This window comes from Actinomadura rugatobispora (assembly GCF_055379765.1).
On sequence record NZ_AP029191.1, the window covers coordinates 4,443,951 to 4,466,501 of the forward strand.

General features: G+C 73.0%; 17 protein-coding genes. 10 read left to right on the forward strand and 7 right to left on the reverse strand.

Features of this window, described 5'->3' with window-relative positions; genetic code table 11:
- The first annotated feature begins 101 nt into the window (after positions 1–101).
- Entirely contained in the window at positions 102–2,915 is a 2,814-nt protein-coding gene (locus tag ACZ466_RS19495; protein WP_378285312.1) for a helix-turn-helix transcriptional regulator, read from the forward strand.
- A gap of 5 nt (positions 2,916–2,920) precedes the next feature.
- Here the strand turns inward: ACZ466_RS19495 and ACZ466_RS19500 are convergent, their stop codons facing one another.
- Together ACZ466_RS19500 and ACZ466_RS19505 are read right to left on the reverse strand one after the other, a co-directional pair.
- Complete coding sequence (locus tag ACZ466_RS19500) at positions 2,921–4,411, reverse strand: long-chain-fatty-acid--CoA ligase (RefSeq protein ID WP_378285313.1); 1,491 nt, start codon at positions 4,409–4,411, stop codon at positions 2,921–2,923.
- Positions 4,412–4,438: 27 nt separating this feature from the next.
- Positions 4,439–5,917 carry a helix-turn-helix domain-containing protein gene (locus tag ACZ466_RS19505; RefSeq protein ID WP_378285314.1) on the reverse strand — a complete coding sequence of 493 codons (1,479 nt, stop codon included), beginning with the start codon at positions 5,915–5,917 and terminating at the stop codon, positions 4,439–4,441.
- Between the two features lie 213 nt (positions 5,918–6,130).
- Between ACZ466_RS19505 and ACZ466_RS19510 the strand changes: the two genes are divergently transcribed.
- The 6 genes from ACZ466_RS19510 to ACZ466_RS19535 all read left to right on the forward strand — a co-directional run bounded on the left by ACZ466_RS19510 (position 6,131) and on the right by ACZ466_RS19535 (position 12,382).
- Positions 6,131–6,889: an ABC transporter ATP-binding protein gene (locus tag ACZ466_RS19510; protein WP_378285315.1), complete on the forward strand. Its 759-nt coding sequence runs from the start codon at positions 6,131–6,133 to the stop codon at positions 6,887–6,889.
- Between the two features lie 223 nt (positions 6,890–7,112).
- Positions 7,113–7,838, forward strand: coding sequence for an ABC transporter ATP-binding protein (locus ACZ466_RS19515; protein WP_378285316.1), 726 nt, complete (start codon positions 7,113–7,115; stop codon positions 7,836–7,838).
- Between the two features lie 2 nt (positions 7,839–7,840).
- Positions 7,841–8,722 carry a branched-chain amino acid ABC transporter permease gene (locus ACZ466_RS19520; RefSeq protein WP_378285317.1) on the forward strand — a complete coding sequence of 294 codons (882 nt, stop codon included), beginning with the start codon at positions 7,841–7,843 and terminating at the stop codon, positions 8,720–8,722.
- Positions 8,719–9,777, forward strand: coding sequence for a branched-chain amino acid ABC transporter permease (locus tag ACZ466_RS19525; RefSeq protein ID WP_378285318.1), 1,059 nt, complete (start codon positions 8,719–8,721; stop codon positions 9,775–9,777). Before ACZ466_RS19520 ends, ACZ466_RS19525 begins: the two co-directional genes overlap by 4 nt.
- 4 nt (positions 9,778–9,781) lie before the next feature.
- Positions 9,782–11,083: an ABC transporter substrate-binding protein gene (locus tag ACZ466_RS19530; RefSeq protein ID WP_378285319.1), complete on the forward strand. Its 1,302-nt coding sequence runs from the start codon at positions 9,782–9,784 to the stop codon at positions 11,081–11,083.
- Between the two features lie 36 nt (positions 11,084–11,119).
- Positions 11,120–12,382, forward strand: a complete 1,263-nt coding sequence (locus ACZ466_RS19535; RefSeq protein WP_378285320.1) for a hypothetical protein — start codon at positions 11,120–11,122, stop codon at positions 12,380–12,382.
- A 25-nt stretch (positions 12,383–12,407) separates the two neighbouring features.
- On the opposite strand, the gene ACZ466_RS19540 is transcribed toward ACZ466_RS19535, so the two are convergent.
- The 4 genes from ACZ466_RS19540 to ACZ466_RS19555 all read right to left on the reverse strand — a co-directional run bounded on the left by ACZ466_RS19540 (position 12,408) and on the right by ACZ466_RS19555 (position 18,526).
- Positions 12,408–15,719 carry a S8 family serine peptidase gene (locus ACZ466_RS19540; RefSeq protein ID WP_378285321.1) on the reverse strand — a complete coding sequence of 1,104 codons (3,312 nt, stop codon included), beginning with the start codon at positions 15,717–15,719 and terminating at the stop codon, positions 12,408–12,410.
- A gap of 158 nt (positions 15,720–15,877) precedes the next feature.
- Positions 15,878–17,308: a serine hydrolase gene (locus tag ACZ466_RS19545; protein WP_378285322.1), complete on the reverse strand. Its 1,431-nt coding sequence runs from the start codon at positions 17,306–17,308 to the stop codon at positions 15,878–15,880.
- A 115-nt stretch (positions 17,309–17,423) separates the two neighbouring features.
- The gene (locus tag ACZ466_RS19550) at positions 17,424–17,903 is read right to left on the reverse strand and encodes a DUF6644 family protein (protein WP_378285323.1); all 480 of its coding nucleotides are present in this window, start codon (positions 17,901–17,903) and stop codon (positions 17,424–17,426) included.
- Complete coding sequence (locus ACZ466_RS19555) at positions 17,900–18,526, reverse strand: hypothetical protein (protein WP_378285324.1); 627 nt, start codon at positions 18,524–18,526, stop codon at positions 17,900–17,902. Before ACZ466_RS19555 ends, ACZ466_RS19550 begins: the two co-directional genes overlap by 4 nt.
- A gap of 122 nt (positions 18,527–18,648) precedes the next feature.
- On the opposite strand from ACZ466_RS19555, the gene ACZ466_RS19560 reads away from it, so the two are divergent.
- The 3 genes from ACZ466_RS19560 (at position 18,649) to ACZ466_RS19570 (ending at position 21,088) form a co-directional block, all read left to right on the forward strand.
- Positions 18,649–19,488, forward strand: a complete 840-nt coding sequence (locus tag ACZ466_RS19560) for an SDR family NAD(P)-dependent oxidoreductase (RefSeq protein ID WP_378285325.1) — start codon at positions 18,649–18,651, stop codon at positions 19,486–19,488.
- Positions 19,489–19,494: 6 nt separating this feature from the next.
- Entirely contained in the window at positions 19,495–20,103 is a 609-nt protein-coding gene (locus tag ACZ466_RS19565; RefSeq protein ID WP_378285326.1) for a TetR/AcrR family transcriptional regulator, read from the forward strand.
- Between the two features lie 91 nt (positions 20,104–20,194).
- Positions 20,195–21,088, forward strand: a complete 894-nt coding sequence (locus ACZ466_RS19570) for a CE1 family esterase (RefSeq protein WP_378285327.1) — start codon at positions 20,195–20,197, stop codon at positions 21,086–21,088.
- A gap of 1 nt (position 21,089) precedes the next feature.
- On the opposite strand, the gene ACZ466_RS19575 is transcribed toward ACZ466_RS19570, so the two are convergent.
- Positions 21,090–22,349 (reverse strand): PucR family transcriptional regulator, encoded by a 1,260-nt coding sequence (locus ACZ466_RS19575; RefSeq protein WP_378285328.1) that lies wholly within the window; start codon positions 22,347–22,349, stop codon positions 21,090–21,092.
- Positions 22,350–22,551: the final 202 nt, after the last annotated feature.

Below are 22,551 nucleotides of genomic sequence, written 5' to 3' on the forward strand. Positions count from 1 at the left end.
TCGTGGGATGATCCGAGCTTCCGTCACGAGGCCGCTCGGCCGCGTCCGGCGAACGCCTTACGCGGGTCCTTATAAATCCGGGGTCGGGCATGATGAGGCTTATGCGGCGTCGGGGGCGGTTCGTGGGGCGGCGGGAGCAGCTGGCCCTGATCGAGGGGGCGCTGCGGGCCGCCGAAGGGGGCGAGCCGCGCTTCGTCGTCCTCGGCGGGGACGGCGGCGTCGGCAAGACCCGGCTGATGGAGCAGGTCGCCGGGCGCCTGAGCGAGTCGGGCGTGCGGGTGCTGCGCGGCGCGTGCGTGGAGCTGGGCGGGGACGGGCTGCCGTTCGCGCCGTTCACGGGGATCCTGCGCGAGGTCGTCCGGGACCTCGGGCCGGACGGCCTCCTCCCGAACCCGGGCCCGCTGCGCCGCCTCCTCGGACTGGACGACGGTGGCGACGGCGGGCAGGGGCGGCTGTTCGAGGCGGTCGCGGCGCTGCTCGAACGGCTCGGCACCGACCGCGCCACGCTGCTCGTCATCGACGACCTGCAGTGGGCCGACCGCTCGACCCGCGACCTCGTGGGGTTCCTGGCGCGGACGCTCGACGCCACGCGGGTGCTGGCGCTGCTGGCGTTCCGGTCGGACGCGTTGGTGGGACGGCATCCGCTGCGCCCGTTCCTGGCGGAGCTGGGACGGCTGCGCAACGTCGACCGCGCCGATCTGCCCCCGTTCGACCGGGCGGAGACGGCCGAGCTGATCGCCGCCGTGACGGACGACGGGCGCGCGCCGCAGGCCCTGGCGGAGCGGGTCTTCCGCGGCTCCGGCGGGAACGCGCTCTTCGCCGAGGAACTGGTGCGGGCGGACGGCGGCGAGCTGCCCGGCTCCCTGCGCGACCTGCTGCTGATGCGGTTCGGGGACCTGCCCGAGGCGTCCCGCGGCGTGGTGCGGGTCGCGTCCGCGGGCGGGCCGGTCGTCCCGCACGACCTGCTCGCCGAGGTCGCCGGCATGGACGACGAAGACGACCTCTTGGCCGCCATACGCGCGGCGCGGGACGCGCACGTTCTGGTGGCGGAGGGCCACTCGGGCTACGCGTTCCGGCACGCGCTGTTGCGCGAGGCGGTCGCCGGTGACCTCCTCCCAGCGGAACGGGTGCGGCTGCACAAGCGGTACGCGGAGGCGCTCGAAGCCCGTCCTGAGCTGAGCCCGCCTGACCGCTTCGCAGCGGAAGTGGCCTTCCACTGGTATGAGGCGGGTGACGCGGCGCGCGCGCTGCCCGCCCTCCTGCGAGCCGCCGAAACGGCCGAAGCCGTCTACGCCCATGCCGAACAGGCCCGGATGCTCGAACGCGCCCTCGACCTCTGGGAGCGGACGGACCGCCCGCAGGAAGAGCGCGGCGCCGTATTGGAAAAAGCCCTGGGCGCCGCCGGATGGGCGGGCGAGAACCTCCAGGTACTCGACCTGCTCGACCGTGCCCTCGTCCACGAGACCACCCCCGAACGCACGGGGATGCTGCTCGCCCACAGGGGAATGGCCCTGCACACCCTCGGCAGGGACGGCGCGCTGACCGCCCTGGACGAAGCACTCGACGCCGTCTCCGAGGCGGAACCCCTGGCACGTGCCCGCGTCCTCGACCTCGCCGGGGCCGTCTACATGCTTCGCGGCCGCCCGGAGCAAGCCCGTGACGCGGCCGGGGAGGCGGCCCGGATCGCCTCCGGGCTGGGGGAGGCGGGCCTGGCCTCGAACGCGATCACGACGGCGGGGATGGCCCTGGGCCAGCTCGGCCGCGAGGAGGAGGCGCTGCGGGCCCTGGACGAGGCCGGTGCCATCGCGGAACGCCGCCGGGACGCCGTCCGCCTGGCCCGCGTCCACCTCAACCGGGCCTACGTGCTGGGCGACGCGGGACGGCACGAGGCGGCCATCGCGGCGGCCCGCACCGGACTGGACGCCGCCCTGACCTCCGGCCTGGCACGCACGCTGGGTGCCCTGATCCGGCTCCGGCTGGCCAACTCTCTCGCCGCAACCGGCCGCTGGGACGAGTCGGAGCAGGCCGTGGCCGACGCGCTCCGCGCCGACCCGCCCGCCGGATTCGGGGCCATGCTGTACGCACTGCGCGGAGACCTGGCCCTCAGGCGCGGGGACGAGGACATGGCGCGGGAGCAGCTCGCCCTCGCCCGGACGCTCGCGGGTCCGTCCCCCTGCCAGGAGGCGATTCCGGTCGGCCGCCTCGAAGCCGCGCTCGCGCTGTACGGCAACCGCGTCGAGGAGGCCCGCGCCGCTCTCGCCGAAGCCCTGGCCATCCCCGGGGCCGTCCCCGCCCAGACCTGGGAGCTGCTGGTGCTGGGCGCGAGGATCGAGGCACGGGCCGGCCTCCGTTCCAAGACGAACACCCCGAAGGGGGTCTCCGCGCTGCGCGAGCAGGCAGAAACCCTCGCCGCCAACACTCCCCTCACCGCCGCCTACGCCGCCCAGTTCAAGGCCGACACAGGCGACGCGCCCTGGCTGGACGCCGTCACCGCTTGGGGCGAGGTGGGCGACCCTTACGCGGCGTCCCAGGCGCGCCTGCGCGCAGCCGAAACGGCCATGAGCCAAGGCGACCGTGAATCGGCGGCGGAACTCCTGCGTGCCGCCACCGAACAGACCGCGCAGCTAGACGCACGGCCCCTCGCCGAGGAGATGGCCGTCCTGGCCAGGGCAGCCCGCCTCGCCCCAAGCCGCCCCCAGGACAAGGGCGACCAGGACCTCGGCCTCACCGGACGCGAGACCGAGGTCCTCCGCCTCATCACGGCCGGACGCTCCAACCGCCAGATCGCCGAAGAGCTGTTCATCAGCCCGAAGACCGCGAGCGTCCACGTCTCCCGCATCCTCGGCAAGCTCGGCGTCGCCACCCGGGGCGAGGCCGCCGCCGCGGCCCACCGCCTGGGCCTCTTCCCCCGCTGATCCGCTCAGGGGCTTACCGCACCGTGACCCGGCGGCCCCAGGGCGCGCTTGATGATCTTCCCGGTGGGGCTGGTGGGAATCTCGTCCACGAACCAGACCCGCCGCGGGTACTTGTACGCCGCCACGCGCTCCCGCACCCAAGCGCGCAGCTCCTCCGGAGGCACCTCGGAGCGCACCGCCACCACCGCGGCCACCTCCTCCCCCAGCTCCGGATGCGGGACCCCGACGACCGCCGCCTGACGCACCGCCGGATGCTCGTACAGGACCTCCTCGACCTCCCGCGGATACACCGTGTACCCGCCCCGGATGATCACGTCGCGGCGCCGGTCGACCAGGAAGAAGAACCCGTCCTCGTCGACCCGCCCCAGGTCGCCCGTGTGAAACCAGCCGCCGCGGACCGCCTCCGCCGTCGCGGCCGGGTCGTTCCAGTAGCCCTTCATCACGTTCGGGCCGCGCACCACGATCTCCCCGATCTCCCCGCACGGCACCGGACGGCCCGCGTCGTCCACCACCCGCATCTCCACGTCCCGGACGGGCCTGCCGATCGACCCCGGCCGGCGGCCCGCGCCGCCCCGGTTCGACGCCGACACCGGCGAGGTCTCGCTCAGCCCGTACCCCTCGACGATCGCGCAGCCGAACCGCTCCTCGTACGCGCGCAGCACGGCCGGCGGCATCGCCGAACCGCCGCTCGCGCAGATCCGCAGCAGCGACAGGTCGGACACCCCCGGCTGCTCCAGCAGCGCGATGTACATCGCCGGGACGCCCTGGAACACCGTCACCCCGTCCCGCCGGATGACCTCCAGCGCGCGGGCCGCGTCGAACCGCGGCATCAGCGTCAGCCGCCCGCCCGCGTGCACGGTCGCGTTCAGCGCGCACGTCTGCCCGAACGCGTGGTAGAGCGGCAGCGCCCCCAGGACGACATCGTCCACGCCCAGCGCGTGCATCCGCGCCACCGTCGCCGCGTTCCCGCCAAGGTTGGCGTGGGTCAGCTCGATCCCCTTGGCCCGCGCGGTCGTCCCGGCGCTGTAGAGGATGACCGCCGTCTCCCCGCCCTCCCTCGGGACGACGCCGTGCTCGGGCGCCACCGAGCGCAGCAGCCTGCGGAACTCCTCGGGCACCACGAACAGGTAGTCGGTGCCGGTCGCGGCCGAGCCCGCCTCCACCGCCTCCGCGCACGCGTGCCAGGCGACCACCAGCCGGGCCGCGCAGTCGCCCAGATACGCCGCGATCTCCCGGCGCTTCAGCAGCGGATCCAGCGGCACCACCACCGCCCCGATCCGCAGCACCCCGTAATAGACCACCGCGAACTCGGGCACGTTCGGCAGCATGACCGCGACCCGGTCACCAGGCCCGATCCCGCGCCGACGCAGCATCGCGCCGACCCGGGCGCTCATGACCTCCAGCGCGCGGTAGCTGAGCCCCTCCCGGTCCAGGGTGAGGACCGTTCGCCCGCCGAGCCGCTCGGCCGCGGCCCGCAGCCGGTCAGCCAGGTTCATGCCCCGACGTCGTGAGGAGCCGACCCCTCACGCCCCCGGCCGGCAACCGCCCTCATGCCCTCGCTTCGCTCGGTCATGAGGCGACGTTACGTCCGCCGTCCCATCACCCTCATTGGTCGCGGAGACCAGTCTTTGCCGCCCCGGATTGGTACCTGGCGGAAGCGCGTCCTGGAGCGCGATCGCGACCAGCAGATCCACGAGATCGGTGATGTGCCGCAGGTTCTTCCCGGTCCGCTCCTGGATCCGCCGCAACCGGTACTGCGCCGTGTTGTGGTGGATCTGCAGCCGCTCCGCCGCCGCCCGCAGATTGAGGTCGGCGGACGCGAACGCGCGGATCGTCGCGGTCAGCACCCCGCCGCGCTCCCGGTCCTCGGCCAGCAGCCCCGTGATCCGCGGATCGACCAGATGGCGGGCGGTGTCGTCGGCCCGCAGCGCCATGTACTCGAACGGGCTGATCCGCGGCAGCGCCGCCACCCCGCCGTCCTCCGGCAGGAACTCCAGCACCGCCCGCGCCTCCTGGTAGGCGCGCGGCACCTGCGCCATCCCCGCCACGACCGTGCTGATCCCCATCGCCAGCACGATCCCCTCCGCCAGCAGCGCCTCCTGCACCTCCTGCAGCCGGTCGCACAGCCGCTCCGGATCGCCGCCGGGACCCAGCGCCGCCACCGCGACGATCTCCGACTGCCGGACCACCGACAGGGTCCGCCTCCCGTTCACGCCGGTCCGGGCCATCGCGGCGCACGCCGCGTGCCGCGCGTCCGTCCCGCCGCCCAGACCCGTCCCGGCGGGCGCCGCCGCCGGGCCCGCGCTCTTCCACTCCGCCTCGGCACCCGGACGCGGCGCCGCCGCGGTGTCCTGCCCGACCATGACCGCCGACACCACCACCAGCGGCGTGCGGGCGTCCGGCCCCAGGCCGTACGCGTGCGCCGCGGCCAGCTGCGGGCCCCGCGTCGGCAGCTCCCCCGCCAGCAGGATCTCCACCAGGTCGCGGCTCTCCCGGACGGCCTCCGCCGCGGCGTACTGCTGGAACTCCACGTACGTGTTCGCGGCGTGCGTGGACGCGAAGTCGATGTACCGCATCACCGCCGACGCCAGCGACAGCGCCGCCTCGTGCCCCGCGTACGTGCCGCCCGCGTGCTGGATGATCGCCTCCCAGAAGACCTGCTGGCCCACCCGGAAGGCGTTGATGTAGTCGGCCAGGGCGAACCCCGCCTGCGCCCGGCGCATCGACGCGCGCCTGGTGAACACGATGTCGTCCAGGGTGACCGTGCGCTCCTCCAGCAGCACGGCCAGCTTGGTGCGGTAGTGGCGGACCACCTGTTCCCGCACGTCGGCGTGGAAGGCCGCGTCCTGGGCGTCGTAGGCGGGGATCTCCGCCAGCATCGCGGCGACCGCCCGGTCCGCCAGTTCGTCCACCCGGTCGAGGATCTCGGCAAGGATACGTGAGCGTTCGGTACGGACCATGTCCGCGCTGGTGACACTTCCCGTGCTGAATCCACCGGACATGCCCGGATAATCCATGCCGGTGACGGCAGCGTCAACGCCCCGTGACACGTCCGAGACAAGCCCTGTGCTCGGCGGACAACTCCCAGGTCGCATCTTGGGTGACCGTGCCCAATGTGCGGCCTGATCGGCGGATCCTACGCTGACGCCCTACTCCAGAACACCGTTCCACAGCGACGACCGACCACCGCCCCACCCCGCGCACCAGGAGGCCGGATGCTGGAGGTTCACGAGCTCACCGTCCGTTTCGGAGGCATCACCGCACTGGACGGCGTCGGTTTCACCGTGGAACGCGGCGAGATGGTGGGACTGATCGGCCCCAACGGCGCCGGGAAGACCACCCTGTTCAACTGCCTGACCCGCCGGTACGCGGCGAACGCCGGCCGCGTCCTCTACCAGGGCCGCGACCTGCTGGCCGTACCGCCGCACGCGATCGCCGCCCTGGGCATCGCCCGCACGTTCCAGAACCTGGGCCTGTTCCCGCGCATGTCGGTGCGCGAGAACATCATGGTCGGCGCGCACCACCACGGCCGCACCGGATTCTTCACCGCCGGGCTGCGACTGCCGGGCGTCCGCCGCGAGGAGGCCCGGCTGCGCGCCGAGGCGGACGAGGTCCTGGAACGCCTGGACCTCGCCGCCCTCGCCGACCACCCGGCGGCGGGGCTCCCGTTCGGCACCCTCAAACGCGTCGAGCTGGCCCGCGCGCTGGCCGCCCGTCCCGAGCTCCTGCTGCTGGACGAACCCGTGAACGGCCTCAGCCACGGCGAGGTCGAGGAGTTCTCCGCCACCCTCCGCGCCATCCGCGACGACCTGGAGGTCACCGTGATCGTCGTGGAGCACCACATGGGCTTCGTGATGGGCGTCTGCGACCGCGTCGTCTGCCTCGACTTCGGCCGCAAGATCGCCGAAGGCCCGCCCGACCACGTCCAACGCGACCCCGCCGTCATAGAGGCGTATCTGGGGACCGCGGCATGACCGAGCGAAGCGAGGGAGTGCTGCGGGCTTTGCCGGGGGGTGTGGGGGGTCGCCCCCCACAAGCAGAACGCATGACCGAGCGAAGCGAGGGAGTGCTGCGGGCTTTGCCGGGGGGTGTGGGGGGTCGCCCCCCACAAGCAGAACGCATGACCGAGCGAAGCGAGGGCATGAGCGCGGCTTTTGCCGGGGGGTGTGGGGGGTCGTCCCCCCACGAGGAGGCGGCATGACCGAGCTCGGGTTTCTGGAGGTCGAGGATCTGCACGCCGGTTACGGGGACGTGCGGGTGCTGCACGGGGTCGGGTTGTCGGTCGGGCGCGGCGAGATCTGCGCGATCCTCGGTCCCAACGGGGCGGGCAAGACCACGCTGCTGCGGGCGCTGTGCGGGATGGTCCGCGGGCGCGGCGGCGTGCGGCTGGACGGCGCGTCCCTGTCCGGGCGCTCACCCGACGCCGTGGCGCGGCTCGGCGTGGCGCACGTGCCCGAGGGCCGCGGCACGTTCATGCCGCTGACCGTCGAGGAGAACCTGCGGCTCGGCGCCTACGCGCGGCGGGACCGGGCGGCCGTGCAGGCCGACCTGGAGCGCGTGTACGGCTACTTCCCCGTGCTGAAGGAGCGGCTCGGGCAGGCGGCGGGCAGCCTGTCGGGCGGCGAGCAGCAGATGCTCGCGATCGGGCGGGCGCTGATGCTGCGGCCGCGGCTGCTGCTGCTGGACGAGCCGTCCCTGGGACTGGCCCCGCTGGTCACCCGGGAGCTGTTCGGCATCGTCCATTCGATCAACCGGGAGGAGCGGACCACCGTGGTCGTCGTGGAGCAGAACGCCCATCTGGCGCTGGACATCGCCGGGCAGGCGCACGTGCTGGAGACCGGCCGGATCGTGCTGTCGGGGTCGGCGGCCGACATCCGGGCGGACGAGCAGGTCGCCCAGTCCTACCTCGGTTACCGGATCTAGGCATGGTCGAGTTCCTGCAGCAGATCATCGAGGGGCTGGGCGCGGGCTCCATCTACGCCAGCCTGGCCCTGGCCCTGGTGCTGATCTACCGGTTCACCGGCATCGTCAATTTCGCGCAGGGCGAGCTGGCCATGTTCGCGACCTACGTCGCCTGGCAGTTCGTGCACGCCGGGGTGCCGTTCTGGCTGGCGCTGGTGCTGACGCTGGCGGTGTCGTTCGCGGGCGGGATGCTGATCGAACGGGTGATCATCCGTCCGGTGGAGGGCGGGCCGGAGCTGACCGTGGTGATCGTCACCGTGGGGCTGTTCATCTTCGTGAACGCGGCGGCCGGGTGGATCTGGTCGTTCCTCATCAAGGACTTCCCGAACCCGTTCCCGCGCGGCGCGTTCGAGGCGGGCGGGGTCAGCGTGGCCTATTCGACGCTCGGCGTGATGGCCGTGGTCTCCGCGGTGATGGGGCTGCTCTACCTGCTGTTCCGGCACACCAAGATCGGGCTGGGGATGCGGGCGGTGGCGACGAACCCCGAGTCGGCGCGGCTGGTGGGCATCCGGGTGGGCTGGACGCTGGCGCTGGGCTGGGGCCTGGCGGCGACGGTCGGCGCGGTGTCGGGCGTGCTGGTGGCGCCGCTGCTGTTCCTGGAGCCCAACATGATGGGCGGCGTCCTGATCTACGCGTTCGCGGCGGCGACCCTCGGCGGGTTCGACAGCCCGATGGGCGCGGTCGCCGGCGGTCTGATCGTCGGTGTGGCGGAGACGCTCGCGGGCGCCTATGTCGGCTTCATCGGCTCCGACCTCAAGATCGGTGTTCCGCTGGCCGTCATCCTCGGCGTCCTGCTGCTGCGTCCCCAGGGCCTGTTCGGACGGGCGGCGGTGGAGCGCGCATGAGCGAGCGGACCGAGATGGACACGGTGCAGAAGGACGAGCCCGCGGTGCCGGACGAGGCGGCGGACGCGGCCCCCGGGCGGGGCGGGCTCGTGCGGGCGGCGCGGGCGCGGTGGCAGTGGATCGCGGTCGGGGCTCTGCTGCTGGGGGCGTGTTACGCGCCGTTCCAGCTGGTGCCGTTCCGGGTGTTCCAGTTCACGATGGTGCTGGTGTACGCGGTGGCGCTGCTCGGGCTGAACCTGCTGGTCGGGCATGGCGGGCAGATCTCGCTGGGGCACGGGGCGTTCTTCGCGGTCGGCGCGTACGGCACGGCGATCATGATGTTCCACTGGGAGCTGCCGTACCTCCTGACGCTTCCGCTGGCGGCGGCGGCCGCGTTCGTGATCGGGCTGGCGCTGGGGGTGCCGGCGACGCGGTTGCGCGGGTTGTACCTGGCGCTGGTGACGCTGGCGATCGCGATCTTCCTGGTGCCGCTGCTCAAGCGGTTCGAGTCGGTGACGGGCGGGTCGATGGGCCTGACCCTGGGGAAGCCGCAGCCGCCCGCGTGGACGGGGCTGGCCGAGGACCAGTGGCTGTACTTCCTGACGCTGGCGGTGGCGCTGGCCGCGTTCGCCGTGACCTACAGCCTGCTGCGGTCGCGGGTGGGGCGGGCGCTGCACTCGGTGCGGGACAACGAGACGGCGGCCGAGGTCATGGGCGTGCGGCCGGCGTTCTACAAGCGGATGGCGTTCGCGTGGAGCGCGCTGTTCGCCGGGGCGGCCGGCTGCCTCTACACGTGGGTGATCGGGTTCGTGTCGCCGGACTCGTTCACGGTGAACCTTTCGATCACGCTGCTGGCGGGGCTGGTGGTGGGCGGTCTGGGCTCGATGTGGGGCCCGCTGCTCGGCGGGCTGTTCGTGATGTTCGTGCCGAGCCTGTCGCAGGACGTGAACAAGGCGGCGCCGGGGGTGATCTTCGGCCTGCTGATCATCGCGGTGATGTACGTGGCCCCGACCGGGCTGGCCGGGCTGGCGGGACGCGCGGTGCACTCGTTCGACAAGACCCTTCGGAAGGGGTAGGCGCATGCGTTCTTCAGGGTTCGGCGGCGGAACGGCGGCACGCGGGACGGCGGCGACGGCGGCCGTGCTGCTCGCGGCGACGGCGGCGGCCTCGTGCGGCGGGCGCGGGGAGGACGACGGTTCCACCACCGCCTCCGGTGCGTGCAAGGGCCAGCAGACGACCGGCATCACCGACAAGACGCTCAAGCTCGGCGGGATCTACCCGCTGTCGGGCCCGGCGTCGGCGTACGGCGACATCCCCAAGGGCATCAAGGCGTACTTCGACTACGTGAACGCCGAGAAGAACGGCATCGGCGGGCGGAAGGTGGAGTTCGTCGTCCGCGACGACGGCTACCAGCCGCCGAAGGCGGTGGAGGAGGCGCGCCGGCTGGTCGAGCAGGAGCAGGTGTTCGCGCTGTTCCAGACGCTGGGCACGCCGTCGACGACGGCGACGTGGGACTACGCCGGGCAGCGCAAGGTGCCGCAGGTGTTCGTGGCGACGGGCGCGTCGAAGTGGGGCAGCGACACCGGGCATCCGTGGACGATCGGGTGGCAGCCGAACTACGTGTCCGAGGCGCGGGTGTACGCGCAGTTCCTCAAGTCCGAGCGCCCCGAGGCGAAGGTGGCGGTGCTCTACCAGAACGACGACTTCGGCAAGGACCTGCTGGGCGGGTTCAAGAAGGCGCTCGCCGGCACCAAGATCACGATCGTGGGGGAGCAGAGCTACGAGGTGTCCGACCCGAGCGTCGAGCCGCAGATGCGCAACCTGGCCGGTTCCAAGGCCGACGTGTTCCTGAACGTCACCACGCCGAAGTTCGGGTCGCAGGCGCTGGCCGCCGACGCCAAGCTGACGAACTGGAACCCGCTGCACATCGTCAACAACGTCGCCGCGTCGATCACCGTGCTGCGACCGGTCGGTTTCCCGAACGTGCAGAACGTCGTGTCCGCCAACTACTACAAGGATCCGAGCGATCCGCAGTGGAAGGACGACGCGGAGATGACGCTGTACACGGCGAAGATGAAGCAGTACGCGCCGGGCGCGGACACGTCGGTGCCGTACCACGCGTTCGGCTGGGCGGCGGCGAGCAGTTTCCACAAGACGTTGGAGGCCGCCAAGTGCCCGACCCGCGAGGGCCTGCGGGACTCGATGCGCAACCTGAACAACGTCGAGGTCCCGATGCTGCTGCCGGGGATCCGGATGCAGACCGGCAAGGACGACGGTTTCCCGATCGAGTCGATGCAGATGATGCGCTTCAGGGGCGAGCGCTGGGAGTTGTTCGGCGAAGTGATCGACACCCGCCAGGCGTTCGGCCCCGTCACGGGGTGATGGGGCGGTAGGACGCGCCGGTTTATAGTCCGGAATGTGGACAACAGAATACGGATGATCGCGACATTCACGGCGGCCGTCGTCCTCGCGGGATGCGGCGGCGGCGGTGACCCGGAGGGCGGACCGCCCTCCGGGAAGTCCCCCTCCGGGCAGGCGAGCGCGGCCCCGTCCGCCGCCTTCGCCGACCCGCCGACGCGGTTCGACACCGGGAGGCCGGTCACGATCCCGGCCGAGCTCAGGCCGTACCAGTACCAAACCCTGTACGGTTCGGTCCCCGTGGCGATCAGCGATCGCGTCGCCGTGACGACCACCCGGCGCGGCGAGCTGGCCGGAACGGACATCACCACCGGCAGGCAGGCGTGGAAGGTGGCTCCGAGCAGGAAGCTGCTCGGCGGGACCGGCTCCACCCAGCCCGTGGTCACCACGCTCCAGGGCCGCCGGACCGTCCTCGCCGCGTTCCTGACCGAGGTCCCGGGCCAGGGCACCACGCCCGCGGGCGTGGCGATCGAACTGATCGGGGTGGACGTGTCGAGCGGCGGCCGCGTCCTCGACGACGTGCTGCCGGTGCCCCGTGACAGCGGCTACGAGTACGGCGGGGGCGGGCCGGTCGGCATCGTCGGGGTCGACGCCACGACCGCGGTGATGACCTGGGCGCAGAACACCACCATGGTGGCCGACCTGGCCACCCACAAGGTGCGCTGGACGCGGTACGGGTTCGACCCGGTCGGGCTGGACGGCGGCGTGGTCGCGGAGAGGACGGGGGACGGCCCCGAGTACCGGATGGTCGGGCTGCGCGCCGCCGACCAGCGACAGGTCTGGGCCTCCGACGAGATCGGAGGGGTGTTCGTCGACATCGCCGCGGCGGGCCCGGGCCTGTTCTCGCTGAACGTCAAGACGGGTTCCGCCGGCGACTGGGGCACCACGGACCTTCACGAGGTCAGGACCGGGAAGCCCCGGAAGCACGTGAAGATGGAGAACAGCTGGCACTGCCGCTTCGACGAGGCGCAGACCGTCCTGTGCTACCGGGGCGAGTACGACGGCGGTGTCGTCGGCCTGGACGCGACGAGCCTGGAGACGCTGTGGCGGTTGCCGTCCGAGGGGCGGATCGCGCCGAAGGTCACCGCGTTCTGGCACGGCGCCGTGTACGGCGAGACCTCCAACGGGCCGGTGGTGCTGGACGCCCGCTCAGGCAAGGACCGCGAGGTCGAGCCGGGTGCCGCACCGCTCGCGGTGAGCGGGTACGGCGGGCTCGACGTGCTCGACGGGGGCGCCTGGACGGTGTATCCACCGGCCCGTTGAGGCCGTGGCAAGCCGGGGCCTTGGGTCAGCGGACCCGGTAGGCCCTGATGATCCGCTGGTCGACGGCGCTGCCACCCGCGTCGCGCGCGTCGACGCGCAGCGAGACCGCCTGGCCCTGCGCCGGGGCGGGCAGCGGCGCCGAGAACCGGCCGCCGCCGAGCGTCCTGACCGCGACCGGCGTCCAGGTCGTGCCGTCGTCGACCGACGTCCACGCCCTCAGCCCGGTGACTTCGGCGCCGCCGCCCCCGACGCGCCCGACCGTGAAGACGGCCGGCCTGCCCGCCGGCTGGTTGCGCAGGTCGAGGCCGAGGTCGTAGTCGACGGTGAGGAGGGGGAGCCGGGCGGTTCCCGTGCCCGCGGGGCCGGTGGACTCGAACGTCCAGGTCGTGGCCGTGCGCGTGGAGACCGGCAGCACGGCCGAGGCGTCGGTGTCGTAGTGGAGGCGGTAGGTCGCGGCCTCCCTCGGCACCGTGAAGCGGGCGCCCGGATCGGCGGACTGCCCGATCACGCGGTCCCCCGCGTACAGGGTCATCTTCCGCTTGATCACGCTCGGGTCGTCCAGGCCGCAGTCGAAGCCGTCAGGGCGGGTCTGGAGGTCGACGAGGTAGACGCTCATGACCTCGCGCGACCGGATCGACGCGGGCGGCGCGCAGAAGCTGAGCGACGCGGCGGTCGCCGGGTACGGGCCGGGGCGCATCGGCTGACGGCCCCAGGTCTTGACCGTCCGGCTGCCGGGCGTGCGCTCGGTGAACGGCTCCTGGTCCACCCAGCCCTCGACCGCGGCAGGGAACGCCTCGTCGTTCCACAGGATGCCGCGCCCGGCCGACAGGTAGTCGGTCCGGGTCGTCCCGGCGGGCACCTCGCTAGCCGATTCGCCGAGAATGAAGCCCTCGGGGCTGATGCCGTACCGCTTCTCGCGCACCGGCTTCGCGGTGTCCCCGTCGATCGCGGCGAACCGCTGGTCGAGCCGCGCGAGCCGCGCCTGGACGGCGGGGGTCACCACGAACGACGGGTCGGCGGGCAGGCGGTCGCCCAGCGGCTCCAGCAGATCCCACACGTGGCCCGGTGCCGTCAGCCGGAACGAGGCGTAGGTCGCGAAAGTGCCCGAGGACACGGGGCTGGTCGGCTGCGCGTAGATCGAGTCCTTGCCCGGCTCGAACGAGAAGACGGCGTCGCCCCAGACCGCCTGCCCGTTGCCCTGCGTGTACGCGGCCGCCGCCCAGGTGGTCTGGGTGGTCCTCCCCTGGACGCCCGCCTTGACCTCCTTGGCCGCGGCGCCGTCCAGCGTGACCGTCAGGTCGCGGTCCAGCAGGACGTCGGGGTCACCGGCGAGCGCGGAGCGCCTGCCGCCCTCGGTGCCGTCGACGACCTGGCCCATCACGCTGTACCGCCCGCGCGGGAGCCGCACCGTCGCGGTGCCGTCGGCGCCGGCCTCCACGGTCGCGGCGGTGCGCGTCACATCCGTCAGGTCGGTGACGAAGGCGAACGCGGCGAACGCGGCGTCGGGCGTGCCGGGCAGCCGGGTCGCCTTGACGGTGAGGGTGTGGCTCGGCGGCTCCACCTCGAACGTGACGAACGTCTTGGGCCCGCCCTCGGCGGTCACCTCCGCCACGTACAGGCCGGGCTCGTCCTTGAGCGCGGCGGCGTCGATCCGCAGGGTCGCGGAGGCCGTGCCGTTCGCGGGCACGGTCACGTTCGTGGCGGACAACTCGGCCGCGCCGTCGACGTCACCGCCCCGGCGCCGGGTCAGCTTCACCGACAGGGCGAGCCTGGCGCCCTCGCGGCCGGTCCAGTTCAGCTCCGTCGCGAGGTCCCCCTTGGCGGCGCCCAGGTGGACCACTCCGGTCGAGGAGACGGCCGGGGCGGTGACGGCGGCGCCGGCGTCCAGGCGGCCCGTCCCGCGCTCGAACGCGTCGCCGCCGGTGGCCGGGTCGGCCGAGCCCGTCAGGGCCGCCTTGAGCTGCGCGGCCTGCCATCCCGGATGCCGCTGGGCCAGCAGCGCCGCCGCGCCCGCGACGTGCGGCGCGGCCATGGAGGTTCCGGAGGCGGCGGTGTAGCGGGCGTCCACCGGCTCGCCCATCGTGGTCCCCGCGGCGCGGGCGGCGACGACGTCCACGCCGGGCGCGACGATCTCCGGCTTCATCGCGGTCCGGCCGGGGCGCGGGCCTCGTGAGGAGAAGCCGGCCAGCGCGTCCTTCCCGTCGACGGCGCCCACGGTGAGCGCGGAGCCGGCCGCGGCGGGCGAGCTGATGTCGCCCAGCCCGCCGCTGTTGCCCGCGGCCGCGACGAACAGCGAGCCGTGCGCCGCCGTCAGCCTGTCCACCGCCTGCGAGACCGGGTCGGTGCCGTCCGACGGCTCCCATCCGCCGAGGCTCATGTTGACGACCCTGGCGCGCCGCGCGGCCCATTCCGCCCCGGCGATGAGGTCGGACATCTCGCCGTAGCCCTCGTCGTCCAGCACCTTGCCGACCAGCAGCGAGGCCCCGGGCGCCACGCCCTTGCGTTCGCCGCGGGAGGCCGCGCCGGTGCCCGCGACGGTGGCGGCCACGTGCGTGCCGTGCCCGTGGCGGTCCACGGCGTCCGGGGCCGCGCTGAAGTTCATCGTCTCCGCGACGCGTCCGGCCAGGTCGGGGTGGGCGGCGTCGACGCCGGTGTCCAGCACGGCCACCTTGACGCCGCTCCCGGTGAAGCCCGCCTTCCACGCCTTCGGCGCCCCGACCTGGCTCAGGTTCCGGTCGAGCTTGCGGGTGCCGGGCGCCGCCGCGGCCTTCACCCTCTGGTCCAGCCATACGTACCGGAGGCCGCCGGAACGCGCGGACAGGGCCGACACCATCCGCGCCCCCTGCCCCTTGGGCTGCCGCACCGCGACCGCGCCGATGCTGGACAGGCGCCGGTCCTGGCGGGCGCCCAGGGCCCGCACGTCCGGGTTCCCGGCGACGATCAGCGGCAGCTCGCGGCTCCGCGCGTCGTCGTACCGCTGCCGGATCAGCGTCGTCACGTCGAACAGCTTCGGATCGAGCGCCCGTCCGACCTGCGACGCCACGTCCGCCGGGGTCACGGTCACGCTCCCGTCCGGCCGGATCGACCGGTGGAAGAGCGTGTTGTCCCGCCCCTCGCCCGGCCGGACGGACACCAGCGGCGGCCGTCCCTTCACCGTCCGGACCTTCACCACGTCGCCCGTCAGCAGCGTGACCGTCCACGACCCGCCCGCCGGCAGCGAACCCGGCAGCGAACCCGGCGGCGAGCCGGGCGCGGCGCCGGCGGCCGTCGCGGGCAGCATCGCCATCCCGCCGGCCGCCAGCGCCGCGCAGAGCGCCACCCTGTACGTTCGTCCCACCCGGAGCCTCCTCCAGATCACCGTTTACCTGTACTCACCCGAAGCGCCGCTTTCCCTTCCCGGGGCCAGGTTCGGAGGACTCGGGAGGCGCGGTCTTCCAGCAGCGGTAACCGTGTGGAGCGGTGGGCGGCCGGCAACAGGCCGGCGACGATGACGGGTCAGCCGCGGGCGGCGCGGTTCTTCTCGTAGGTGTCGATGATCCGGCCGAGCTTGGCGAACTTCTCGGTGAAGGCGTAGGGGTAGATGCCCTCCGGGGTGTCCGGCCGGCCGGCGTCGACGTACTGCGTGCCGAGGTTGGAGAACACCACGACGACGTAGCTGCGCCCGCCCTTGCCCGGCAGGGCCTTCACGATGCCCGCGTCGGCGCCGCTGTTGTTCACCCAGCCGGTCTTGTGGGCGAACGACACCTCCGCCTTCTTGGTGCACGGCCGCACGTCCCGGCCGAACTTCGAGCCGTTGACGTTCACCGTGCCGTCGGCGCCGACCCAGCGGGACGGGACGCCGTGCGGGATGCCGGCGGCCGGGTAGGCGCCGCCGCACCAGTTGGGGGTGGACAGCATGTCGTTCCAGCCCTGCGACCTCAGCTTGTCCTGGAAGAACTTCCGGGACGAGGCGCTCAGGACGGCGCTGGTCACGGGCTTGCCGCCGGGCGCGGTCCAGACCGTGCCGGGGGCGCCGTTGACGAGGGTGAGGAGCTTGGCGGTGTCCAGGGAGCTCATCGTGACGGGGTTGCCCCAGCGGCCGCCGGAGGCCGGGTTGGTGTTCTTGAGCTGGAGGGTCTGGAGCCCGAGGTCCTGGAAGGTCCGGTTGAGCCCGTCGACGGCGCCGTTGTCGTGCAGGAGCTTGACCAGGGCGCAGGACGCGGCGTTGGACGACCAGGTGATGGACTCGTCGACGTACTGGGCGACGGTCTTGCTCGTGGGCCCGCCGCACAGGGAGCTGGTCTCGGTGGGCCGGTAGTCGTAGGTGCCGTCCAGCGTGATCGTGCCCTGGTCGACCAGCCGCAGCACGCCGAAGTTGACCATGAGCTTGAGGACGGAGGCGGGGTAGGGGCTCATGAAGTCGAGGCTCGCGCCCTCGCGCCCGGGGACGACGTCGATGCTGCCCTGGCCCTTGTTGGCGTACCAGCCCGCGTCGTCCCACTGCCGCCACCGCACGTCGGTGGTGGACAGGTTGCGGTCGACGGGGACGACGACGCCGTTCTTGTACTGCGGGCTCATCAGGACGGTGCCGGACGAGACGGGCCGCCCGCGCCGGTCGAGTTCGATGACGGTGGCGTCGATCTGCGGCTGCTGGACGATCGGCTTCGCGTCGGGCGCGGCCGCGAGGAGGCTCTGCCGCTGCCGGGGCGTGTTGCGGGCCTCCTTGTCAACGGCGTTCATCAGCGTCCGGGCCTGGGCGGAGCCGGGCGGCGCGGTGTCCAGGACCTCCTGGAAGCGCAGCGCGTCCAGGGTCTTCTGGAGCCGGTGCGCGACCGCGCTCGCCTCGGCGTTCTCGGTGCCGGCCACCCGGGAGGTGTCGACCGGGCCCGCCTGCGCGCCGCAGCCCGCCAGCGCGAGGACCGTGACGAGAGCGGCGGACCCGCGCATCCGTGATCTTCTCAACGCACTCCCCCTTTGGTGTTGATCAAGTGGCCGATCATAAGGGGAGTCATCGGACCATTTCCCTCGGCGAACGAAATCGGTCGCTTTCCCGGGGCGCCGGTCAGGCGTAGGCGATGAGGCGGCCGCAGACGATGACGGCGGGCCAGATGGCGAGGGACAGGGCGGCGGCGGCGCGGGCCGCGGCGGGCGCGCGGTCGGCGGTGTCCCAGTCCTTGACGTCGCGGAACACCCCCGTGTGGAAGACGAAGATGTTCAGGCCCGCGGCCCCGATCAGCAGGAGCTTCACCTGGAAGGCGGTGTTGTCGAAGACCTGCGTGGCGTTCGCCGAGAAGAGCAGCGCGCCGCTCAGCGCGACCAGCACGAACCCCCGGCGCGCCCAGGGGAGGGCCTGGGCGGCCAGACCGCTGACCGGGACGCGGCGGGAGAAGCCCAGCAGGCGCAGGTCGAAGACGGCGATGGCGCCGAACATGAGGGCGAGGCCGATGAGGTGGGCCGATTCCGTGAGGGGGTAGGCCCATCGCCCGTCCCGGATGAAGGTGGCGGGGCCGGTCGCCTCCAGCCAGGACAGGACGCCGTTCAACGCTGGCGGCGGGTGCGCAGGCGGATGAGGGCCGCGACGAACCCGGCGGCGAGCGCGGCGCCCCCGCCGAGGAGAAGGTAGGGCGGGTCGTCCGAGCCCGTGGCGACCGGTGCCGCAGAACCCGTGGCGGTCGGCGCGGCCGAGCGGGGTCGCGCGGCCTGGAGGCAGCGGTCGACGAAACGGGTGAGGGTGCCGCGGTAGGGGTGGACGCCGCCCGCCGCGTAGAGCATCTGCACGCGCAGTTCGCCGGAGTAGTCGTCGCCCTCGGCGTCGCAGCGGCGGTAGACGACGGCTGCCACTTCGTCCCCGACCTGTGGACGGCCGCGCATGCCGCCGAGCGTGCCGGTCAGGTCGGGCGGGAGGAGCAGGTCGCGGGCCTGCCCGGCGCCTTCCGCCACGGGCGGCCCCGTCCAGTCGTCGTGGCCGCGAAGACCGTCGACCCCGGGAAGGCTCCGCGGGACGGTGAGGTCGGCGGGGACCTCGATCCGCAGCTGCGCGTGGGGGAACCCGTACCGCGCCTGGATGACCCGGCCCCGCAGGTAGAGCGGCCTACTGGCGTCGTAGCTGCCGCCGCCCCCGTGGTGGGCGAGCATGCCGTGGAGCATGAGCGGCCCGAGTCGCATGCCTGTCCTGCCTCTCAGCTTGGGAGAGCCTATTCGTACCGGGACCCGCATAAAGACGTACGAAAGGAAAAACTAGAGAGCCTCTCTGGTTTTCCGGGGGTTTCGTCCCTACACTCGCCGGCATGGGCACGGGAGAGCGGCCGGTGGCCGTGGTGACGGGAGCCAACCGGGGGATCGGCTACGCGGTCGCGGAGCGGCTGGTCCGGGAAGGGCACGAGGTCGTGCTGGTCTCGCGCGACCGGGACCGCGGTGAGACCGCGCGTGCTTCTCTGGACGCGTCCGGACAGGGCGAGGGCCGGGTACGGCTGGTCGTGGGCGACCTGTCCTCGATACGGGCGATCCGGGAGACCGCCGTCGCGCTCACCGCCGCGTGCCCGCGCATCGACGTCCTCGTGCACAACGCCGGAATGTGGCCGTACGAGCGCGTCCTCAACGAGGACGGCCTAGAGCAGTCGTACGTCACCAACCACCTCGCGCCGTTCCTGCTCAACCTCGAACTGGAGCCGCTGCTGCTCGCGTCCAACGCGCGGGTCGTCCAGGTCAGCGCAGGGCTCTACGTCAAGGGGGTGGCCCATCCCGACCGGACCCCTGAGGGCCTGCACTTCCACCCTCTGCGGACCTACGCCGACACCAAGCTGTGCAACCTGATGATGGTTCCGCTGTTCGCCGAGCGTTGGAAGGGCACCGGGGTGACCATCGACGCCGTCCACCCCGGGGTGATCCGGACCGGCCTGGGCGATCGCACCGGTCCCCTGGGCGCGGTCCTCAAGGCGTCGAAGGTGCTGTGGAAGAAGCCCGCCAAGGGGGCCCGTCCCGTGGTCGCGCTCGCGCTGGCCACGGACGGCGGGACCGGACGCTACTTCCACCTGGAGAAGGAGCAGCCCCTGGCCCCCGTCGCCGCCGACCGCGACCTCGCCCAGCGCCTCTGGGACCGCACCGCCCGCACCTGCGACGTCTCCTGAACGGCCATGTCGCCTAAGCAGCAGCGGGGCGAGGCGACCGTAGGGAAGGTCCTGGACGCGGCGCTCGCCCTGTACGCGGCGAAGGGGCCGGGCGGCCTGACGATGAGCGCGCTGATCGCCGAGACCGGGACCAGCAGCGGCAGCCTCTACCACCACTTCGGCAGTTTCGACGGCCTGCGCGCCGCGCTGTACGCGCGCTCCATGGGCGAACTGCTCGACTCGGTCGCCGCCGCGCTCGAACGCTCCCGCACGGCCCGGTCCGGGGTGCGCGCGCTCGTCGAGGCGTACCTGCGCTTCACCCAGGAGGACCGCCCCGCGGCCCACTTCATCCACGCCTCGTCCTACGCCGACTTCCTCCCGCCCAACGCGGACCGGATCGCCGAGGCGAAGAACCCCCGGATGCAGCGGATCGTCGGCTGGCTGCGCCCGCACGTCGAGGCCGGGACGGTCCTGCCCCTTCCCGACCCGCTCACCGAGATGCTGGTCATCGCCCCCGTCGCGGAGACCTCCCGCCGCTGGCTCGCCGGGGATCCGGGCGTCGATCTGGCGGTCGCGGCCCGCATCCTCCCCGAGCGCATCTGGCACTCCGTCCGGGCACCCGGCGGCCCCGCCTGACGCTGTCCTGTGCCGTACGCGCGAATTCCGCCGGCCGTTCGTTGGTCTGGCGAGTAGTACGCCCGGCGCCCCCGGCGGATGATCACTGGTCATGAGGACTGTGACCCGCGTCATCCTCACACTCGCCCTGGCCGCGTACTGGCTGGCGCCCGTCCACCCGGCCGCGGCCGATACCCCGCCGCCGGGTCCCGGCACGCACGAGCGCACCCTGACCATGGACGGCGGCTGGGAGCGCGAATACCTCCTGCACGTGCCGCCGGGCCGGACGAGAACTCCGAAGCCCCTGGTCATCGCGCTGCACGGCGGCCTCGACGACATGCACTACATCCGCCGGCAGTCCGGGCTGGACACGGTCGCCGACGGCAACGGCTTCCTCGTCGCCTACCCCAACGGGTTCGTCAGGACGTGGAACGCCGGCGGCTGCTGCTGGTTCGCGCGCATGGCCGGCATCGACGACGTCGGCTTCCTCGACAGGCTGATCTCGACACTGGTGCGGGAGGGCCTGGCCGACCCGCGCCGGATCTACCTGACCGGGTTCTCCAACGGCGGCGGCATGGCCTACCGGTACGCCTGCGAACGGTCCTCGCGGGTTGCGGCGGTCGGGGTGGTGTCGGGGTCGCTGGCCGTGGAGTGCGCGCCCCGCCGCCCGGTGTCGGTGATCGCCTTCCACGGCACCGCGGACTTCTCCGTCCCCTTCCTCGGCGGCGGCAACCAGGACTGGAACAACGAGACGCCGTTCCCGGCGTTCACCGCCGTCATGGACTTCTGGCGGACGGCCGGGCGGCTGCTGCCGTTCGACCGGATCACCCTCGGCACGGCCAGGACCACGTGCCGGACCACCGGCCGGGGCCGCACCGGCAGCGAGGTCGAGTCCTGCACGATCACCGGCGGCGGGCACGAGTGGCCCAGCGGCCAGGTGGACCCCGACGTCCGGGCCAGCCCGCTGATCTGGCGGTTCTTCAGCGAGCACGCGCGGACCCGCTGAACTACCCGGGGCCCGCCGCGTCCACCGCGGCCTCGTCCCCGGGCACCGGCCGGAAGTCCCTCGGCACGTCCGGGAAGCGGACCCAGGCGTGCAGCAGGAGCAGCATCTCGATCCTGCGGTCGGGATCGTAGAGGGCGTCGCCGAGCAGCTGCTCCAGCCGGCGGATCCGGTAGCGCACCGTCTGCTCGTGGACGACCAGCCGCTCGGACGCCGCGACCGCGTTGTCGCGGCTCTCCATGTAGGCCAGCAGGGTCCGCACCAGCGGTTCCCTGCGGTGCCGCGGCAGCTCCTTGAGCGGGCCGAGCCGCACGTTCAGCGCGAGGTCGATCAGTTCCTCGCTCATTGACGCGACCAGCGTGGCCACATGGTCCAGCCACCGGACCGGCGCCTTCTCCGGGATGACGCCCCGGACGACCAGGTCCAGCGTGCGCCTGGCCCAGCGCAGCGACACCGCGCCCTTGTTCAGCGGCACGGTCGGGCCGACGGCGGCGGGCCGTCCCCGCACCAGCCCGGCGATCATCCGCTCCCGCCCCGGTCCGTCCGGGTCCGGGACGATCAGGTACGGCGCCGGGCCGTGCCAGTCGGCCAGCACGGACGGCGGCGCGACCGGCGCCCTGTCCTCCATGGCGGGGCCGAGGGCGACCAGCGCGATGGTGCGGGGCGGCTCCCAGCCGGCCGGGCGGGCCAGCTCGCGCACCGCCTCCACGCTGGCGGGCGGCTCGACGACGAGCAGGTCGCGCAGCCGCCAGCGGTGCCGCTCCCGCTCGGTGGCCAGCCGCCGCTGGGCGTCGGCGTAGCCCCGGGCGGCGGCGCCGGCCAGCTTCTCCAGGAAGACGAACAGCGACTCGATGATCTGCCCGAGCGTGGTCAGCGACCAGCCGAGCCGCCGGGCGTCCTTGATGAAGCGGCGGCAGGCGACCTGGCCGCACACCCTGATCGCGGTCTGCAGGCCGTCCAGGCTGCGGCCGCCGCGCGCCTCGTAGGCGCCGATGCCGACGTAGATCTCGGTCAGCGCGTCCCAGTCGGTGTCGTCCCGGCCCATGGCGTCGACGAAGTGGCCGACGGTCTGCTCGACCGTCCACCTCATCCGGCGCCCGTACTTGCTGTCGGGCGGGCGCGCGTACTCGGGCACCAGGCCCTGGATCTCGCGGATCATCTCGGCCGCGGCCTCGTCGAGGTGGGGCCGCAGCGGCTGCGCCAGCCCGGCCGGCACCTCCGCGAGCCGCGGCGTCGCCGTCACCGATCCGGGTTCTTCGCTCACGTTGGACCTCCCTGGCCAGGTCCCCCGAACGCGTCCTGAACACCACTTCTTACACAGTCACGCGAAGATCCTCACAGAAATAGTCAACGGCGGAAGCTGTTCGGCCCCGCGGATTATCAATGTCCATATAAGCCGCGCGGCGGCGCAAGCATCTCTGTGAGCGCCACAACCACCGCCCCCTGCCCCTCCCACGGCTCCCAGC

Bases quoted from the DNA above. Each gene is read 5' to 3' on its own strand.
- ACZ466_RS19570 (WP_378285327.1), top strand. From the start codon at position 20,195: ATGAGGACTGTGACCCGCGTCATCCTCACACTCGCCCTGGCCGCGTAC.
- ACZ466_RS19520 (WP_378285317.1), top strand. From the start codon at position 7,841: ATGGTCGAGTTCCTGCAGCAGATCATCGAGGGGCTGGGCGCGGGCTCC.
- ACZ466_RS19500 (WP_378285313.1), bottom strand. From the start codon at position 4,411: ATGAACCTGGCTGACCGGCTGCGGGCCGCGGCCGAGCGGCTCGGCGGG.
- ACZ466_RS19515 (WP_378285316.1), top strand. From the start codon at position 7,113: ATGACCGAGCTCGGGTTTCTGGAGGTCGAGGATCTGCACGCCGGTTAC.
- ACZ466_RS19530 (WP_378285319.1), top strand. From the start codon at position 9,782: ATGCGTTCTTCAGGGTTCGGCGGCGGAACGGCGGCACGCGGGACGGCG.
- ACZ466_RS19545 (WP_378285322.1), bottom strand. From the start codon at position 17,308: ATGCGCGGGTCCGCCGCTCTCGTCACGGTCCTCGCGCTGGCGGGCTGC.
- ACZ466_RS19495 (WP_378285312.1), top strand. From the start codon at position 102: ATGCGGCGTCGGGGGCGGTTCGTGGGGCGGCGGGAGCAGCTGGCCCTG.
- ACZ466_RS19555 (WP_378285324.1), bottom strand. From the start codon at position 18,526: ATGCGACTCGGGCCGCTCATGCTCCACGGCATGCTCGCCCACCACGGG.
- ACZ466_RS19560 (WP_378285325.1), top strand. From the start codon at position 18,649: ATGGGCACGGGAGAGCGGCCGGTGGCCGTGGTGACGGGAGCCAACCGG.
- ACZ466_RS19505 (WP_378285314.1), bottom strand. From the start codon at position 5,917: ATGTCCGGTGGATTCAGCACGGGAAGTGTCACCAGCGCGGACATGGTC.
- ACZ466_RS19510 (WP_378285315.1), top strand. From the start codon at position 6,131: ATGCTGGAGGTTCACGAGCTCACCGTCCGTTTCGGAGGCATCACCGCA.
- ACZ466_RS19525 (WP_378285318.1), top strand. From the start codon at position 8,719: ATGAGCGAGCGGACCGAGATGGACACGGTGCAGAAGGACGAGCCCGCG.
- ACZ466_RS19565 (WP_378285326.1), top strand. From the start codon at position 19,495: ATGTCGCCTAAGCAGCAGCGGGGCGAGGCGACCGTAGGGAAGGTCCTG.